We start from the raw sequence: 15,840 nt of genomic DNA, 5'->3' as shown, positions 1-15,840 counted from the left end.
AACTTAGTAACTCAGAACCTTAGCAACTTAGAACCTTAAAAAAAATGAAAAACATACTAAATAAATTAATCAACCACGAAGTACTTTCAAAAGAAGAAGCAAAAAACGTATTGATTAATATCTCAAGCGGAAGTTACAATCCAAGCCAAATTTCGGCATTTTTGACTGTTTTTATGATGCGAAGCATTACCATTGATGAACTTTCCGGATTTCGCGAAGCTTTATTAGAATTATGTGTTCGCGTTGATTTATCAGCTTACAATACAATCGATTTATGCGGAACTGGTGGTGACGGAAAAGACACTTTTAATATCTCGACTTTGGCATCGTTTATATCTGCCGGCGCAGGAATAAAAGTTGCAAAACACGGAAATTACGGTGTTTCTTCTATTTCAGGATCAAGTAATGTAATGGAAAAAATGGGAATTAAATTCAGCAATGATCCTTCATTTTTAGAAGAATGTATTGACAAAGCGGGAATTTGCGTTTTGCACGCTCCCCTATTCCACCCGGCAATGAAAAATGTTGGACCAATTCGTAAAGAATTAGCAGTAAAAACATTCTTTAATATGTTAGGACCAATGGTAAATCCGTCGTTTCCAAAAAATCAGCTAGTTGGTGTTTTCAATCTTGAATTAGCTAGGATGTATGCTTATTTATATCAAAATACCGATATTAACTTCACCATTTTACATTCGCTTGACGGATATGATGAAATCTCTTTAACTGGTCCAACCAAAACGATAACATCACACATGGAAGGAATGTTGAAACCAGAAGATTTTGGTGTTAGACTTTTATCTCAAAGCGAAATCGAAGGCGGAAAAACCATCGAAGAATCGGCTGATATCTTTATCAATATTTTATCCGGAAAAGGAACTGAAGCACAAAATAATGTGGTTTGTGCAAACGCGGCTATGGCAATTGCAACGGTTACAAAATGTTCTCCGCTAGAAGGATTTGAATTGGCAAAAGAAAGCTTATTCTCCGGAAAAGGACATCAAGCACTCAAAAAACTACAAGAGTTATCTCTTTAAAATTAAAAACTTAGTACCTCAGTACCTTAGAAACTTAGCACCTTAAAAATGAATATTTTAGATAAAATAATATTTGATAAACAAAGAGAAGTCGTTCTTAAAAAATCGATCATTCCGGTTTCACAATTGGAAAGTTCAGTATTTTTTGAAAGAGAAACCATTTCTTTAAGTCAAAAACTAAGAACAAGCTCAACCGGAATTATCGCTGAACATAAACGTCGTTCTCCGTCAAAATCAGTAATCAATCATAGTTTTACAGTTGAAGAAGTTGTAAAAGGCTATGAAAATGCAGGAGCATGCGGAATTTCGGTTTTAACGGACGGAAAATATTTTGGAGGTTCTCTTGATGATTTACTTTTGGCAAGAGCAAGCGTAAATATTCCGCTATTGCGAAAAGAATTTATTGTTGATGAATACCAAATTCTGGAAGCCAAAGCTTTTGGAGCCGATTTAATTTTATTAATCGCAGCGGTTTTAACTCGTGAAGAAATCAAATCATTATCTGAATTTGCAAAGAAACTAGGATTAGAAGTGCTATTGGAAGTTCACAATCAGGAAGAATTAGAAAAATCGATTATGCCAACTCTTGATATGATTGGTGTAAACAACAGAAACCTAAAAACTTTCGAAGTAAGCTTAGATTTCAGCAAACAACTAGCATCACAAATTCCGGATGATTTTGTAAAAGTTTCTGAAAGCGGAATCTCATCAATCGAAGCTATTTCTGAACTAAGACCTTATGGTTACAGTGGATTTTTAATTGGAGAAAACTTCATGAAAACCGACAACGCCGGTCAAGCTGCAACTGAATTTATTAGCCAGCTGTAATTTTAAGTTTGCCACGAATTACACAAATTAGCACGAATTGAATTAGTGAAAATTAGTGTAATTCGCGGCAAAAACTAAACACAAAGCTTTGCGAACTTAGCATTTATAAGCGCAAAAAAAATAAAAACTTAGCCCCTTTGCGGTAAAAAAATAAAAACAATGAAACTCAAAATTTGCGGCATGAAATATCCCGAAAACATTCTCGAAGTAGGAGCGCTCCTACCCGATTATATGGGATTTATTTTCTATGAGAAATCTGCCCGATATTTTACCGGAACGATTCCTGAACTTATAAAAACGATCAAAAAAACTGGTGTTTTTGTAAATGAATCTGTTGAGAATATCATAGAAAAAATAAAACAACACAATTTACAAGCGGTTCAGTTACACGGAGATGAATCTGTTGAATATTGTAAAGAATTAAAAAATAAAATCAGTAAGAAAGTCGAAATTATAAAAGTATTTTCAGTTGGGGACGATTTTGATTTTGAGGTTCTCAAACCGTTCGAAAATGTTTGTGATTATTTCCTGTTTGACACTAAAGGAAAATTACCGGGAGGAAACGGAACAACATTCGATTGGAAAATATTAAAAAATTATAAATCTGATAAACCCTTTTTCTTAAGCGGCGGTATTGGAATAGAAGAAATAGCAGCGATTAAAAATTTAAAATTACCTGTTTATGCTATTGATGTAAATAGTAAATTTGAAATCGAATCTGGATTAAAAAATAAAAATTTATTAACCAATTTCAAGCGAAAACTTGAAATTGTCAACCTTTAAAATTTCAAAAAATGAATTTTAACGTCAATGAAAAAGGATATTACGGAGAATTTGGAGGAGCTTACATTCCTGAAATGCTCTATCCAAATGTAGAAGAATTACGCCAGAATTATTTAAAAATAACAAGTGAGCCAGATTTTAAAGCCGAGTTTGACCAATTGCTAAAAGATTATGTTGGACGTCCTAGTCCGCTATATTTTGCCAAGCGATTATCTGAAAAATACAACACCAAAGTTTACTTAAAAAGAGAAGACTTAAACCATACCGGAGCACATAAAGTAAACAACACAATTGGGCAAATATTAGTTGCGAAACGTTTGGGCAAAAAGAGAATTATTGCCGAAACTGGCGCTGGTCAACACGGAGTTGCAACTGCAACGGTTTGTGCGCTTATGGGAATGGAATGTATTGTTTATATGGGCGAAATCGACATTGCGCGTCAGGCACCAAACGTAGCGCGTATGAAAATGCTGGGCGCTGAGGTTCGTCCCGCTCTTTCAGGTTCAAGAACGCTAAAAGATGCTACAAACGAAGCGATTAGAGATTGGATCAATAACCCAGTTGACACCCATTATATCATTGGATCTGCAATTGGACCGCATCCTTATCCGGATATGGTGACACGTTTTCAGAGTGTAATTTCTGAAGAAATAAAATGGCAGTTAAAGGAAAAAGAAGGACGAGAAAATCCTGATTATGTAGTTGCTTGTATTGGTGGCGGAAGTAATGCTGCAGGAACTTATTATCACTTTTTGCACGAACCAGAAGTTGGAATTATAGCTGTTGAAGCTGCCGGAAAAGGTGTTGACAGCGGTCATAGTGCCGCAACCAGCAAATTAGGAAAAGTAGGCGTTATTCACGGTTGTAAAACCCTTTTAATGCAAACTCCTGACGGGCAAATTACAGAGCCATATTCTATTTCTGCAGGTCTTGATTATCCCGGAGTTGGACCAATGCACGCACATTTGGCGCAAACTGGTCGTGGCGAATTTTTCTCTGTGACTGATGATGATGCTATGAATGCGGGTTTACAGCTTACAAAACTAGAAGGAATTATTCCGGCAATTGAGAGTGCACATGCTTTTGCAGTTTTAGATCAAAAGAAATTTAAACCAACAGATATTGTAGTAATCAGTCTTTCCGGTCGAGGCGACAAAGATTTAGACAATTATATCGATTATTTTAAATTATAAGATTAATTTGGGCGTTACCTGCGGTCCGGGCTATCCGCTAAATTCCCAATTAACAAAAACTACGGCTAAAAAGCCTTGTTTTTCTAAATCGGGAGATATCGCTTCTATCCCTAACGCAAAAAACAACAACGAGAAAGATAACAATTATGGAAAAATTATTTTCTTACGGAACATTAAGGTCAAAACAAATTCAAATGCAGCTTTTTAATAAAGTTCTGACTGGAACTCGTGACCAACTGCTGGGTTATAAACTAAAAAGTCTGCAAATTGAAGAAGAATTTGGAATGGCAGATTATGTTGTAGCTGTACCAAGCGCAGATTCTTCAGATCCTATACACGGCGTTGCTTTTGATATTTCGGCTACAGATTTAGCCAAAGTTGATATATTCGAATCTAATTCATACAAAAGAGTTCAGGTTACGTTAAAGTCCGGAGCTGTTGCATGGGTTTATATAGAAAATAAATAATTGAAGTAAAAATGATCTTAGCTGCTGCACAAACAAAACCAAAACGAGGAGATATTGAAGCTAATTTATTAGATCATTATCGCCTTATAGAATTGGCTGTGCAAAATAAAGCACAATTAATTGCATTTCCGGAAATGTCCCTTACAGGTTATGAAAGAGAAAATGCGCATCAATTGATTTTAAAAAAGGATGATTCAAGATTAGATCATTTAAAAAAATTGGCTGTCGAAAACAATATTGTAATTATTGCCGGTGCGCCAATTCAAATAGATTCAGAAATGTTTATTGGTGAATTTGTAATTTCTCCTGACAATTCAGTTGAAATCTATACGAAGCAATTTTTGCATGAAGGCGAAGACGAATTTTTCCAATCTTCATTCAATTATAATCCGATGATTACTATTGAAAACCAAAAAATTTCATTTGCCATTTGCGCTGATATCGATAATCACCTGCATCCGGAAAATGCCTGCAAAAGAGAAACTGATATTTACATTGCCAGCATTTTCTTTTCACCAAACGGAATTCCGAATGCGTATCGGGATTTACAGAATTATGCACAAAAACATAAAATGAATGTCTTGATGTCGAATTTCAGTGGCGAATCCTGGGGATATCCTTCGGCAGGACAAAGTGCTTTCTGGAATAACAAAGGAGAATTAATTGCACAAATGAATCATTCAGATTCCGGATTATTATTGATCGAAAATCAAAATGATAATTGGTCAGGTAAAATTGTAAATAATTAAAAAAACAATACCACAGATTTCACAGATTAAAACAAATTTTCAATAGTAATCAGTGAAAATCAATTAATCTGTGGCAAAACAAAACTTAACATACCTAACAGGTTTTGGAAACCTGACAGGAAATAAAAGATATTAAAATGAACAGAATAACTCAAAAATTACAAGAAGATAAAAAGATACTTTCTATCTATTTTTCTGCAGGATATCCTAATTTGAATGATACGGTTCAAATCATTCAGGATTTAGAAAAAAACGGCGTTGACTTAATCGAAATTGGTCTGCCTTTTAGTGATCCATTGGCAGATGGACCAACAATTCAGGCAAGTTCTACACAAGCGCTTCATAACGGAATGACGACTCAAATTCTTTTCGATCAGCTTAAGAACATCCGCGAAAGCGTAAAAATTCCGTTGATTATTATGGGATATTTCAATCCAATGTTGCAATACGGAGTGGAAGAATTTTGTAAAAAATGTGCCGAAATTGGTATAGATGGTTTAATTATTCCAGATTTACCGGTTGACGTTTATGCTGACGAATACAAAGCAATTTTTGAAAAATACGGATTAATCAATGTATTCCTGATTACACCACAAACTTCTGACGAACGTATTCGTTTTATCGACAGCGTTTCAAACGGATTTATTTATATGGTAAGTTCTGCAAGTGTTACTGGTTCTCAATCTGGTTTTGGAAACGTTCAGGAAGATTATTTCGAAAGAATTTCAAACATGAATCTTAAAAATCCACAAATTATTGGTTTTGGTATTTCGAACAAGGAAACTTTTAATCAGGCGACCAAATTTGCAAAAGGAGCTATTATTGGTAGTGCTTTTATTAAACATTTAAGTGAAAGCGGTTCTGGTAAAATTGAGCAGTTTGTGGGTGAGATTCGATAATTTATTTGATTCAGATTAAATAAATCAGACATGGGATTATCAAACATCAAAGAAAATACTATCGTTAAATACATTCGATAATATTCTTTTTCGTTCCCAATAAAAATAATTTGCTTACAGGAATAAATAAAATCACAACAGAAAAATAAGAGAGCTTATTGAAAGTATTCAGTAATTAAAATGTAATTTACACGGATTTTATAATTTTAAAAAAATCCGTGTATGCTGATATATTTTATAATTAATAAAAGAACATGTTTTCTTTTTATTCTCAATTTGGTATTTTACTCTCTTCAGGCACAGGAAAATAAACCTTTAAGAATTCCAACTAAGCAAGATACACTTAATGGTTCTATTACTCCGGAAAGAATTTGGTGGGATATTCAGTATTACGATTTAAGTATTAATCCTGATTATAATAATAAAACGATAACAGGAAAAAATGTAATTGAATATAACGTTACAAACAAAAAGCATTCTCCTCGAATGCAGATTGATTTAGTAAGTCCGCTTAAAATTGACAGTGTATTTCAAAAAGGTAAAAAAGTCGATTATACACAAGATCAGAATATTTGGTATTTGAAATTACCTCAAAATCAAACTTCCAAAAAAAATAAAATCACCATTTATTATTCCGGTAAGCCCACAGAATCTATTAAACCTCCTTGGGATGGTGGATTAGTTTGGGCAAAAGATTCCCTAAATCGTCCCTGGATTTCGGTTGCCTGTCAATATAAAGGCGCCAGTTTATGGTACCCCTGCAAAAACACGATGTATGATGAACCTGATAAAGGAGCCTCAATTTCTATTACAGTTCCTGATACGCTAATTGCGATTGCAAACGGACGCTTAAAAAACAAAATTAAAAATGCTAATAATACTTCAACGTATAGATGGGAAGTTAAAAACCCAATAAGCCATTATGCAATTTCATTTTATGTGGGTAAATATGTAAATATCAGCCAGGTTTATAATGGTAAAAAAGGAAAGCTAACTATGGATTACTGGGTTTTGGATTACAACAAACAGAAAGCTGAAAACCACATGATTCCTGAAGTGAATACAACAATGAAATCCTTAGAGCATTGGTATGGTCCCTACCCTTTTTATGAGGACGGATTTAAAATGGTCGATGCGCCTTATATTGGGATGGAGCATCAAAGCGCAATTGCCTATGGAAGTTCATACAAAAAAGGAACTAATAAAAAAGGCGGAGACATTTCTAATACTGGCTGGGGTAAAAAAACAGATAAAATTATTGTGCACGAAATGGCACATGAATGGTTTGGTAATAATATTACCGCAATTGATATTGCTGACAGATGGATTCAGGAAGGTTTTGCAGGTCTGGCAGAAGAGCTTGTTATTGCTGATATTTCAGGAAAACAGGCTGGAAATGAATTTATGGCAGGCAGATTTAGAACAATAGAAAACGATAAACCCATTATTGCACGATATGGAATAAATGAAGATGGAAGTCAGGATAATTATGTAAAAGGATGGGCAATTTTACACATGATTAAAACGATTATCAATGACGATTCAAAATTTCTGGAAATCTTAAACGGTTTAAATCGTACTTTCTATCACAAAGTTGTTACAACAAATGAAATTGAAAATTATATAAGTTCATCATCAGGAATTGATTTTAAATACTTGTTTGACCAATATCTACGAACTAAAAATATTCCTGTTTTTGAATATAAACTAAACAATGGCAATTTGATATATCGATATACAAACTGCAACGAAAAGTTTACTATGCCTATTAAAACAAACTGGACTAAAGACGTTTTGATCTATCCCACAACAACCTGGAAAACACTAAAGACTGATGAACAAATTGAAACGAATCCTTTAAAAATTGACATCAATTTTTATATAACCACCAGTAAAATCAACTAATCACGGTACAAATTAGATAAAAACAGCAGGCAAAATAACTACATGGTTTTCTGTTAAAATTATGTTAAAATAAAATTAAACAACTGTTTAAATTAAACGCTTGTTTAATTTTGTACCCGATTAGAAACAATACCATGTCAAACTTCGAATTTAACGATAAAAAAATTCAGATTCTTGAGGTTGCTGAAAAGCTATTTTCTGAAAAAGGATTTGAGGGTACATCTATACGGGATATCTCTAAACATGCAAAAATAAATATTGCAATGGTTTCGTATTATTTTGGTTCTAAAGAAAGGTTGCTTGAGGCTTTAATTATCTACAAAACATCAGATTTAAAATTACAACTTGAAAATTTATTACAGGAAAATCTCGAACCTATTGAAAAAGTCAATAAATTAATCGAAATTTACATTAATAGAATTAGCTGTAACAAAGGAATTTTCAGGGTTTTACATTTTGAACTGAACTCAAAAAACAGAGAAAAAAGCATGGCAGCTTTTACAGAATTAAAAAAAGGAAATTTAAAATCTGTTGAAAGTATTATTACGCAAGGTCAGTTAAAAGGTGTTTTCAGGAAAGACGTTATCATTCCGCTTATTACACCAACTATAATTGGAACCTTTTTTCACTTTCATATGAATAAACCTTTCTTCGAAGAATTATTGAATCTAAAAACAGACGCATTGTACAATGATTATATTAAAACCAGTCTTACAAAGCACATTCAACAAACTATAAAAGCTCTACTTGTTTATGAAAATTAATCAATTAATGCTCTTTGGGATTTTCTTTATTGGAATTTCGTCAATAGAAGCACAAGAAAAAACAAGTTTAACCTTAGACGAAGCCGTAAAAATGGCTTGGGAAAAAAGTAACGAAGTTACTCTTGCCACTACTAAGGTAAACACAAAAAAATACGAATCCCAGGAGGTTAGAAATAATCAATATCCTGATATTAAAGTTTCAGGACAATATCAACGCCTAACGAAAGCGTCGATTGATATGCCAAATCAGGGAGAAAGTGGATCTCTGGCTTCTCCGGACAGAGCAATGATTGGAATGGCAAATTTAAGTTTACCTCTTTTTGCAGGATTTAAAATTCAGAATAGCATCGACGCATATGATAACTTATATGAAGCCGAAAATGCTAATGCTGCTAAAACAAAAGAAGATGTTGCTTTAAGAGTTATTACTTATTATACTGCTTTATATAAGGCTCAAAAAACATTAGATGTTTTAAATGAAAATCAAAAAAGCGCTAAACAGCGTGTTACTGATTTTACTGAATTAGAGAAAAACGGAATCATTCCAAGAAATGATTTATTAAAATCACAATTATTAGTTTCAAAAACGCAGTTATCTATTGATGAGGCTAATAACAAACTTAATAATATCAACTTCTATCTTACTACTTTACTTAAACTGGATCCAAGCACAAAACTTCAGGTTAATGAAAGTGATTTCTTTAATTTGAAAACAAGTAATGCACCAACATCAGATTTGTTAGCACTTGAAAACAGAAAAGATTTGGAAGCAATTCGTTTTCAACAAAAAGCTTCAGAAGCAAATATTAAAGTGGCAAAAGCAGGATACTATCCTACGCTAGCGTTACTTGGTGGTTATACTGCTTTAGATCTTAAAGACATTATTACTGTAAAATATGCGATGAACTTTGGATTAGGTTTAACGTATGACATATCCGGAATCTACAAAAATAGTGCTCACGTCAGACAAGCTGAAAGCAGAGCTCTGGAAGTTAAAAATACAGAAGCCGTAATGACAGATCGTATTAAAGTTGAGGTTCAAAAATCTATTGAAGATTATGACTTGGCTATTAATCAAAGCGTAGTTTATGACGAAGCACTCCAACAAGCATCTGAAAATTACAGACTTGTAAAAGATAAATTTGACAATGGCCTAGCAGATACAAACGATTTGGTAGAAGCTGATGTTGAACAACTAAGCGCTAAAATCAATACTGCAGTGTCTAAAGCAACTATTATTCAAAAATATTACGAATTACTATCCGTATCAGGACAATTATCACAATCATTCAATCTTTCTAAAATATAATCGATAGCTCTCATGGAAAAGAAAAAAACAAATACTAAATTCATCATTATACTAACCGTTTTGGTTTTAGTAGGCGGAGCTTACGGAATAACCAAATACATGCACTCATTGGCTCATGAAGAAACAGATGATGCTCAAATCGAGAAAAAAATGAATCCAATTATTCCTAGAGTATCTGGATATATTAGCAAAGTGTATGTAAAAGATAATGATTTTGTAAAAAAAGGAGATACTTTATTTACTATCGATAAAAGAGATTACCAATTAAAGATTGATGAAGCTAATGCTGCTTTATTAGGTGCTGAAGGTCAATACGAAGCTGCAAAAGCAGATATTGGAAGTGCTAGTGCAAGTATTTCGGTTTCTGATGCTCAAATGAGATCTGCAACAGGTTCTATCGAAAGTGCAAAAATCAGATTGAGACAAATTACAAACGATTACAACCGTTACAATAATTTGTATAAAACCCACACAATTACAAAACAACAATATGAGCAAGCGTTATCTGCAAAAGATGAAGCCGAAAATCAAGTACGTGTTTTAGAGCAACAACAAAGAGCAAGTTCTTACCAAAAATCAGTAATTCAGTCAAAATCTAAAGTTTCTGACAAACAAACTGAAGTTGCTTCTGCAAATATCAAAAGAGCAAAAACAATGTTAGATGTTGCTCATTTAAATTTAACTTATACTGTTGTAACTGCAGCTATTGACGGTCAGGTTTCTAAAGTAGATATTCAGCCTGGACAATTAGTTCAACCTGGACAATCTTTATTTTATATCATCAACAATACTGAAGCTTGGGTTGTTGCAAACTTTAAAGAAACACAATTAAACAAAATGGTTGTGGGACAAAAAGTAAGCTTAAAAGTTGATGCTTATCCTAACTACGAATTCAAAGGTACATTAACTTCATTCTCTCCTGCTACAGGATCACGTTTTTCATTATTACCTCCTGATAACGCAACTGGTAACTTCGTAAAAACAATTCAGAGATTACCGGTAAAAATTAGTTTAGACGAATCAAACGATCCTGAAAAAGTAAAATTACTTAGACCAGGAATGAATGTTGACGTAGACGTACATTTAAAATAAAATAATGACAGCAGTACAAGGAGATGACGATTTAGTAGAATACGGTTATAGACGTGTAATCATTACGATTACTGCAGTACTTTGTGCACTGTTAGAAATTGTAGATACAACGATTGTAAACGTAGCACTAACTGACATGCGAGGTAGCCTTGGTGCTACTTTGACTGATGTGGCTTGGGTAATTACAGCATACGCAATTGCGAATGTTATTGTAATTCCGATGACGAGTTGGCTTTCGCAGCAATTTGGAAGACGTAACTATTTTGTGGCTTCTATCATAATATTTACAGTCTGCTCCTTTTTGTGTGGTAACGCCAGTAATATTTGGGAACTGGTCGCTTTTAGGTTTGTACAAGGTATGGGTGGTGGTGCCCTTCTTGTAACCGCCCAAACGATTATTACCGAAAGTTATCCTGTGGCAAAACGTGGTATGGCGCAAGCTATTTATGGAATGGGTGTAATTGTTGGTCCAACTTTAGGTCCGCCTTTGGGAGGATATTTAGTAGATAATTACTCTTGGCCTTATATATTTTATATCAATATTCCGTTAGGAATTATTGCTACAATCTTGGCACTTACCTTTGTAAGAAGTCCAAAATATGGAGAGAAATTAAAAGCAAATCAGGTTGACTGGTGGGGAATTATATTATTAGCCGCTTTTATTGGATCACTTCAATTCGTTCTGGAACACGGACAACAAGATGATTGGTTTAACGATTCGCTTATTGTAACCTTAAGTGTGGTTACTGTTCTTGGATTAATTTTATTTGTATGGAGAGAGCTTACTTATAAACATCCAATTGTAAATTTAAGTGTTTTAAAAGATGGTAACTTAAGAATTGGAACTGTAATGTGTTTCATTCTTGGTTTCGGTTTATACGGATCGACTTTGATTATCCCAATTTATACGCAATCTATTCTAGGATGGACCGCAACTGATGCCGGATTACTATTGATTCCAGGTTCGATTACAACCGCCATAATGATGCCATTTGTTGGTAATATGATTCAGAAAGGTGTTCCGCAAGGATATATGGTTGGAGTAGGATTTTTAATTTTCTTCTTCTTTACCTTCATGATGAGAAATCGTCTGACACCGGATACAGGAGTTGAACATATGTATTGGCCTTTGATTTTAAGAGGAATTGGTTTAGGATTACTTTTTGTGCCTATTACTACACTTTCGCTTTCTACATTAAAAGGAAAACATATTGGTGAAGGAGCTGCTTTTACCGGAATGATGAGACAATTAGGAGGATCATTTGGTATTGCAATTATTACCACTTTTATCACCCGTTTGAGTCAGGAACACAGAGTTAATTTATTAACGAATTTAGATCCTGCAAATTATCAGGTTCAACAACGCATTATAGGAATGCAAAAAGCTTTTGAAGCAAAAGGTTATAGTGCCGATGTTGCTCTTAAAAAATCCTATCAGGCAATAGATTACGCCGTTTTAAAACAAAGTACAGTGATGTCTTATATGGATATTTTTATGTATCTGGGAATCATGTTCTTATTCTGTATACCAATTATTCTTTTCATTAAAAAAGGAAAAAACAAAATTAATCCTGCTGATGCAATGCATTAATAATAATTGATTTATAATACGAAAAAGCCGAACTATTTATTTAGTGCGGCTTTTTTATTTTTATGTGTAATGATGATTACAGTTATATAATTTGAAAGGATTGAAAGCCAGCTCAAATATTTGCATAATCTGAAGGGATTAAAATCCCTTCTTACAATATAATCCGAATCTTCGAATCTCTCCTAAAAAACTTATTATTTCAGAATCTTAGAACCTTAAAAATTACCTCGTAAATACTAAATGATTTCCTTCAGAAAGATTAGCGTCAAAATGATATCCTTCGTAATCAAAACCTTTTAAGTCATCGATAGTTTCAGCGTTGGTATCAATAATATAACGAACCATCATACCTCTCGCCTTTTTCGCGAAGAAACTTATGATTTTTAATTTTCCGTCTTTGTAGTCTTTAAAATCCGGAGTGATAACCGGAACTTTTAAAGCTTTTACATCTACTGCCGAAAAATATTCGTTACTCGCCAAATTCACAAACAACTCACCTTTTTCTAATTCTTTGTTTAGTGCTTTAGTAACTGTTGGTTTCCAGAATTCGTGTAAATTTTTGTATTCCTCAATTGGCAATTTAGTTCCCATTTCTAAACGGTATGCCTGCATTAAATCCAGTGGTTTTAAAACGCCGTAAAGTCCGGATAAAATTCGAAGTTTGTTTTGTAAAACTTCTACCTTTTCAAGCGGAATTGTATAAGCATCTAAACCCGTGTAAACATCTCCATCAAAAGTATAAATTGCCGGACGTGCATTTTGAGGTGTAAAAGGTGTTTTCCAATCTTGATTTCGTTTCCAGTTTAAATCTGATAATTTATCTGAAATTGACATTAATTGAGATAATTCAGCAGGCTTTTTTTCTTTTAAAACTTTATGAACCTGACGCGCTTCTTTCAAAAAAGCAGGTTCTGTATATTGAGATGTTGGTAATTCTTTTTCGAAATTTAATGACTTCGCGGGCGATATAACAATTTTCATGTGTGCGTTTTTATAGAACTCAAAAATACAAATTGAATTTCTAAAAAAATATTATTGTAATTGATTTGTTTTATTGCTGCATAGTTTTTTCCGCCACGAATTGCACGAATCTCCACCAATTATTTTTTTATTAAGATTGCGAAGATTTTTTTACCACAGATTAAAAGATTTCTACAGATTTTTTTTTAAAATCCATTTAATCCTTTTAATCTGTGGCTATATTTTTTTCGCCACTAATTGCACTAATTCCCATGAATTATTTTTTTATTGAGGTTGCGAAGTTTTTTTTGCCACAGATTAAAAGATTTCCACAGATTTTTTTTTAATCAACTTAATCCTTTAATCTGTGGCTATATTTTTTACGTCACTAATTGCACTAATTTTTTGATCCTTTTAATTCATTAATCTGTAGCTAAAAAAAATTAATTAGTGGAAATTCGTGCAATTCGTGGCAACTCTTTCTCAATTCATAAAAATTGACGTTACAAAATGTGAAATTGTTCAAAAAAGTCAACAATACATTATTATAGGCATTTTCTATGTTGTAAATTTGCAGACGTTTCATTCTCTTCCAGAAAAGAAATGTAATATTTAAAATTAGTGAATTCGTGGCTATACAAACAAACTATACAACAGCTTTACAACATAAAATCTTCGGAGTAATTTCGAAAGCATCTCAGGAACTAAACGTCGACAGTTATGTTATTGGTGGTTTTGTCCGGGATTTGCTTTTAAACCGGGGATCTAAAAAAGACATTGATGTTGTTGCTGTTGGTAGCGGGATCGAACTCGCTTTGAAAGTTTCTGAATTACTTCCGAAAAAACCAAAAGTACAGGTTTTTAAAACTTACGGAACAGCCATGTTGCGTTTTGAAGATACTGATATTGAATTTGTTGGAGCAAGAAAAGAGTCTTATAATTTTGACAGCAGAAACCCTATTGTTGAAAATGGAACACTTGAAGATGATCAAAATCGTCGTGATTTTACCATAAATGCTTTGGCTTTATCATTGAACGAAAAAACATTTGGAGAGCTTTCTGATCCGTTTAATGGTTTTGCAGATTTAGAGAATAAAACGATCAAAACACCTTTAAACCCAGATATTACTTATTCTGATGATCCGTTAAGAATGCTTCGCGCGATTCGTTTTGCTACGCAATTGAATTTCGAAATCGAGAAAAACTCTCTTGACGCAATTACTAAAAATGCGGAGAGAATTAAAATTATTTCAGGTGAACGAATTGTCGATGAATTAAACAAAATTCTATCGACTGATAAGCCTTCGACAGGATTTTTACTTTTATACAAAACCGGACTTTTAGATCTTATTTTACCTGAATTAACAGCTTTGAATCAGGTCGAAGAAATTGAAGGTCATACCCATAAAAACAATTTTTATCATACGTTAGAAGTTGTAGATAATATTTGCCCAAATACAGATGATGTTTGGTTGCGTTGGTCGGCTTTGCTGCATGATATTGGAAAAGCACCAACAAAACGTTTCACTAAAAAACAAGGCTGGACTTTTCACGGACATGAATTTTTAGGCGGAAAAATGGCTAAAAGAATATTCGAACGCCTTCATATGCCGTTGAATCACAAAATGAAATTTGTGCAAAAAATGGTTATTATGAGTTCGCGTCCAATTGTTTTGGCGCAGGATATTGTAACGGATAGCGCAGTTCGTCGCTTGGTTTTTGATGCCGGAGAAGATGTCGAAGATTTAATGACGTTGTGCGAAGCTGATATTACAACCAAAAACCCATCTAAATTCAAGAAATATCACAAAAACTTTGAAATCGTCCGCAAGAAAATTGTCGAAGTTGAGGAGCGCGATCATGTTCGTAATTTTCAACCGCCAATTTCCGGTGAAGAAATTATGGAAATATTCGATTTGAAACCTTCTCGCGAAATTGGAGTTTTGAAAGAAGCGGTAAAAGAAGCCATTTTAGAAGGTGATATTCCGAATGAATATCAGGCGGCTTATAATTTTATTATTAAAAGAGCTGAAAAATTAAATTTAACGCCTAAGAAATAATGGATATTTTAAAAATAATTTTTAGAATTTTACTGGTAGCAATAGTAGTATATCCTAATTTTTATTTTTTAAAGAACTAAAGAATACTGGAAAATATCATTTCAAACATACATTGTTTTATTTTATAATGTCACTTATTCTTCCCTGTTCTATAATCTTTCTTATTGCCGTCATAATAACAAGTCCAGTGTTAATAGATTTTT

At 33.3% G+C, this 15,840-nt stretch carries 14 protein-coding genes; 13 read left to right on the top strand and 1 reads right to left on the bottom strand.

Going from position 1 to position 15,840, the window contains the following annotated elements; translation table 11 throughout:
- Positions 1-44 precede the first annotated feature (44 nt).
- The 12 genes from trpD to ASF10_RS18730 all read left to right on the top strand — a co-directional run bounded on the left by trpD (position 45) and on the right by ASF10_RS18730 (position 12,617).
- Complete coding sequence (trpD, locus tag ASF10_RS18785; protein WP_056252567.1) at positions 45-1,037, top strand: anthranilate phosphoribosyltransferase; 993 nt, start codon at positions 45-47, stop codon at positions 1,035-1,037.
- 48 nt (positions 1,038-1,085) lie between these two features.
- Positions 1,086-1,865 (top strand): indole-3-glycerol phosphate synthase TrpC, encoded by a 780-nt coding sequence (gene trpC / locus ASF10_RS18780; protein WP_056252565.1) that lies wholly within the window; start codon positions 1,086-1,088, stop codon positions 1,863-1,865.
- A gap of 159 nt (positions 1,866-2,024) precedes the next feature.
- Entirely contained in the window at positions 2,025-2,648 is a 624-nt protein-coding gene (locus tag ASF10_RS18775; RefSeq protein WP_056252564.1) for a phosphoribosylanthranilate isomerase, read from the top strand.
- A gap of 11 nt (positions 2,649-2,659) precedes the next feature.
- Positions 2,660-3,841 carry a tryptophan synthase subunit beta gene (gene trpB / locus ASF10_RS18770; RefSeq protein WP_055095721.1) on the top strand — a complete coding sequence of 394 codons (1,182 nt, stop codon included), beginning with the start codon at positions 2,660-2,662 and terminating at the stop codon, positions 3,839-3,841.
- 146 nt (positions 3,842-3,987) lie between these two features.
- A complete protein-coding gene (locus tag ASF10_RS18765) occupies positions 3,988-4,308 on the top strand; it encodes a gamma-glutamylcyclotransferase family protein (protein ID WP_056252561.1) in 321 nt (106 codons plus the stop codon).
- A gap of 11 nt (positions 4,309-4,319) precedes the next feature.
- On the top strand, positions 4,320-5,057 hold the full coding sequence (locus tag ASF10_RS18760; RefSeq protein ID WP_056252557.1) for a carbon-nitrogen hydrolase family protein: 738 nt from the start codon (positions 4,320-4,322) through the stop codon (positions 5,055-5,057).
- 137 nt (positions 5,058-5,194) lie between these two features.
- Positions 5,195-5,956 carry a tryptophan synthase subunit alpha gene (trpA, locus tag ASF10_RS18755; protein ID WP_056252552.1) on the top strand — a complete coding sequence of 254 codons (762 nt, stop codon included), beginning with the start codon at positions 5,195-5,197 and terminating at the stop codon, positions 5,954-5,956.
- Between the two features lie 222 nt (positions 5,957-6,178).
- Positions 6,179-7,861, top strand: a complete 1,683-nt coding sequence (locus tag ASF10_RS18750) for a M1 family metallopeptidase (protein WP_056252549.1) — start codon at positions 6,179-6,181, stop codon at positions 7,859-7,861.
- Positions 7,862-7,995: 134 nt separating this feature from the next.
- A complete protein-coding gene (locus ASF10_RS18745) occupies positions 7,996-8,625 on the top strand; it encodes a TetR/AcrR family transcriptional regulator (RefSeq protein ID WP_056252546.1) in 630 nt (209 codons plus the stop codon).
- On the top strand, positions 8,615-9,934 hold the full coding sequence (locus tag ASF10_RS18740; protein WP_056252544.1) for a TolC family protein: 1,320 nt from the start codon (positions 8,615-8,617) through the stop codon (positions 9,932-9,934). Before ASF10_RS18745 ends, ASF10_RS18740 begins: the two co-directional genes overlap by 11 nt.
- Positions 9,935-9,946: 12 nt before the next feature.
- Complete coding sequence (locus ASF10_RS18735; protein ID WP_056252541.1) at positions 9,947-11,026, top strand: HlyD family secretion protein; 1,080 nt, start codon at positions 9,947-9,949, stop codon at positions 11,024-11,026.
- 4 nt (positions 11,027-11,030) lie between these two features.
- Positions 11,031-12,617, top strand: coding sequence for a DHA2 family efflux MFS transporter permease subunit (locus ASF10_RS18730; RefSeq protein WP_056252536.1), 1,587 nt, complete (start codon positions 11,031-11,033; stop codon positions 12,615-12,617).
- Between the two features lie 222 nt (positions 12,618-12,839).
- Here ASF10_RS18730 and yaaA read toward each other — a convergent pair whose 3' ends face one another.
- Positions 12,840-13,598 carry a peroxide stress protein YaaA gene (gene yaaA, locus ASF10_RS18725; protein WP_056252534.1) on the bottom strand — a complete coding sequence of 253 codons (759 nt, stop codon included), beginning with the start codon at positions 13,596-13,598 and terminating at the stop codon, positions 12,840-12,842.
- 608 nt (positions 13,599-14,206) lie between these two features.
- Between yaaA and ASF10_RS18720 the strand changes: the two genes are divergently transcribed.
- Positions 14,207-15,637: a CCA tRNA nucleotidyltransferase gene (locus ASF10_RS18720; protein ID WP_056252532.1), complete on the top strand. Its 1,431-nt coding sequence runs from the start codon at positions 14,207-14,209 to the stop codon at positions 15,635-15,637.
- Positions 15,638-15,840 lie beyond the last annotated feature (203 nt).

This window comes from Flavobacterium sp. Leaf82 (assembly GCF_001422725.1).
GTDB lineage: Bacteria > Bacteroidota > Bacteroidia > Flavobacteriales > Flavobacteriaceae > Flavobacterium.
The sequence above is the reverse complement of the archived record's forward strand: the minus strand, read 5'-3'. Positions and strand labels throughout refer to the sequence as shown.

What these genes read in the sequence shown, in the direction of transcription:
- trpD (WP_056252567.1), top strand. Translation starts at nt 45, where the DNA reads ATGAAAAACATACTAAATAAATTAATCAACCACGAAGTACTTTCAAAA.
- trpC (WP_056252565.1), top strand. Translation starts at nt 1,086, where the DNA reads ATGAATATTTTAGATAAAATAATATTTGATAAACAAAGAGAAGTCGTT.
- ASF10_RS18775 (WP_056252564.1), top strand. Translation starts at nt 2,025, where the DNA reads ATGAAACTCAAAATTTGCGGCATGAAATATCCCGAAAACATTCTCGAA.
- trpB (WP_055095721.1), top strand. Translation starts at nt 2,660, where the DNA reads ATGAATTTTAACGTCAATGAAAAAGGATATTACGGAGAATTTGGAGGA.
- ASF10_RS18765 (WP_056252561.1), top strand. Translation starts at nt 3,988, where the DNA reads ATGGAAAAATTATTTTCTTACGGAACATTAAGGTCAAAACAAATTCAA.
- ASF10_RS18760 (WP_056252557.1), top strand. Translation starts at nt 4,320, where the DNA reads ATGATCTTAGCTGCTGCACAAACAAAACCAAAACGAGGAGATATTGAA.
- trpA (WP_056252552.1), top strand. Translation starts at nt 5,195, where the DNA reads ATGAACAGAATAACTCAAAAATTACAAGAAGATAAAAAGATACTTTCT.
- ASF10_RS18750 (WP_056252549.1), top strand. Translation starts at nt 6,179, where the DNA reads ATGCTGATATATTTTATAATTAATAAAAGAACATGTTTTCTTTTTATT.
- ASF10_RS18745 (WP_056252546.1), top strand. Translation starts at nt 7,996, where the DNA reads ATGTCAAACTTCGAATTTAACGATAAAAAAATTCAGATTCTTGAGGTT.
- ASF10_RS18740 (WP_056252544.1), top strand. Translation starts at nt 8,615, where the DNA reads ATGAAAATTAATCAATTAATGCTCTTTGGGATTTTCTTTATTGGAATT.
- ASF10_RS18735 (WP_056252541.1), top strand. Translation starts at nt 9,947, where the DNA reads ATGGAAAAGAAAAAAACAAATACTAAATTCATCATTATACTAACCGTT.
- ASF10_RS18730 (WP_056252536.1), top strand. Translation starts at nt 11,031, where the DNA reads ATGACAGCAGTACAAGGAGATGACGATTTAGTAGAATACGGTTATAGA.
- yaaA (WP_056252534.1), bottom strand. Translation starts at nt 13,598, where the DNA reads ATGAAAATTGTTATATCGCCCGCGAAGTCATTAAATTTCGAAAAAGAA.